This is a genomic window from Xenorhabdus bovienii (genome assembly GCF_024721015.1).
Taxonomy (GTDB): Bacteria; Pseudomonadota; Gammaproteobacteria; order Enterobacterales; family Enterobacteriaceae; genus Xenorhabdus; species Xenorhabdus bovienii.
The window spans coordinates 1-2,147 of the sequence record NZ_JANAIF010000174.1; the positions used below are offsets into that span (position 1 = coordinate 1).

General features: G+C 42.9%; 2 pseudogenes. Both read right to left on the reverse strand.

The window, feature by feature from the left end:
* Positions 1-154: 154 nt before the first annotated feature.
* Positions 155-1,114: pseudogene (locus tag NXS07_RS19590) on the reverse strand (hypothetical protein).
* 297 nt (positions 1,115-1,411) lie between these two features.
* Positions 1,412-2,147, reverse strand: a pseudogene (locus tag NXS07_RS22280) (hypothetical protein); the annotation flags it as partial.

The following is a 2,147-nucleotide window of genomic DNA, read 5'->3' on the forward strand; positions in this document are numbered from 1 at the left end:
AAACTCACAACAGCATCCCTGATGATCAGTCAGGGGATTATCGCTCTGTAAAAGTGATAATCAAGATATAAGGTTAACTAGAACCGTGAGACTGACACGAAACTTTTTCGTGCGGTCGAGGAGTTGACCGGGTTCTGTCCTTAGCGATTGATACCTATTTCTTTATCAACCAAGGAGACGTCGTGCTCCAGAAAATGATATCTGCACCGAGATAATCTTCTGCGAATTCTACAAACTCGTCCTTGATAAAGGGCTTACCAGTATTGGGGTTCCTGTAGGTCAAGGTCGGCTCCTGCACTGCCATGGCAATGAGTGCTAGCTTACTTTTGTATTTGTTGAAGAATGGATATGAGTTCTTCATTTGCGCCTTGCGGTTGGGAACAATATCTGGGCCGCCAAGTCCAATATTATTGGCACTCGCGAACTCAAACAGTCGGCCCATGTAATTGTGGTCGTTGTTCCATTCGCACGGCCAGAAATTTACATATTGCACCACATGTGATTTGGTGAACACCTTTCGCGTAAAGGTGAGGTTTTCCATTTCGCCTGCGAAATAGTTATCGCAGGAAAATCCCTTGGGTAGCTTTTTTTCGTCAAGATCAATGGCTGTTTCTGGTAGGTTCACACCATAGACTCGACCATCGAAACGCTCTGCAATCGCTGCCAACAGAGCCTGATAACGTTGGCGCACAGCAGGATCCCATTACTGTACCACCCAACCCGAACCAATCGGCTTTCCTTCGCCAGGATTATCAAATTGTGGCGATATCCCACCACCGTATCTGGCATCATTCATCAGATAATCGGGAACGTATCGGGCATTTTGTTCAAAAAACCGATCCTGGATCTGGATGAAAAGTTTTTTCTTGGCTATCTTGAGACGAGCCAGATCCTTCTCAATCTGCGAGAAGTTGTATTTGTTCTTCTCAGGTTCGAGTGAACGCCAATCATAAACGATCTGCGCACCGCCAATATCGCTACGCGCCATAATGACTGATGCCGCTTCGAGGTCACCGGAGCTGGTATAGACAAAATTTTCTGGTATCTTAGCTAATATGGGCTGTGTCGCAGTAAGCAGTGTTATTGCGACAGTGAGCCTAATGCTTATGGTCACGAGATTATCCCTTTTTGAAGGTTCGGTTAGGGCAGATATGATCTTCACTCGTCCCATACTGGTGAGTTATCAATGTGATATAAGCCCACAATCAGACCCGGCCAAGCAATTTTTTCCCATCTGGACGCAGCTCCCCATTAGGGGATAATGTCTGTACAGAGTTTGCCGGGTAATGTCCAGTTCCTTGCACAATTCACTCACCTTGGTTTCCAGTCCAGGACGATCTTCGCGTTTGCCGGATGCCTGATCTTCATAAAGATAAGTGGGATTAATACCGGCGGCGGTCATCTTAGTCTGTTTGCTATTTCTTGATTCAAGAATACGCATTAATTTATCAAAGTCTGGTATTACATCACCATTGTATATTATTGTGCCGTCAGGATAAGTCATTGATGTATCTGCACCTTGACTTTTTCTTCCCTGCCAATGAGTTAAAAAGTTTTTCTCATATAAGACATTAAGATGAATTTTTCTACCATTATCCATTTTATATGTCATAACATCATATTTTCCTACCAAATAAAATGATTGACTATGTCCCCCTAAAAACCGCTCTCTTAGTAAAGGAAATAGAGTAATTTCTTCATTTAAATTACCTGTTTTTTTATATACCCACCATCGAATTCTTGTGGTGCATTATCATCAATAACAAATGTCGTATTAAATCCAAAATTATCGTCAATAAGAGGCGCAATTTTTGACTTATCTTTCAGCTTGACTTCAAAAGTAATATTACTCAGTTTCCAGTCACACTTCCCGCCCCCCTCCTTAGGAACACTGACCTCAACTTGATTTGCCAGACAAATTGATAACGGATAAGTAGCACGATGAAAACCCGGAACAGAATACGACTGCATATTCGCGGTTCGGCGTTCTTTGCGGCAAATTTTAGAACGATACATGGCTGAAATAGGTAAGGTATCCAACTCATCAGGAATAGTGGCCATAAAATGAACATTCTCTCCATTAACTGGGGGAGAAAATGATCCGCTTTGCGCGCATCCTTGTATGAAAAACACAGCAAGTAGGGAGG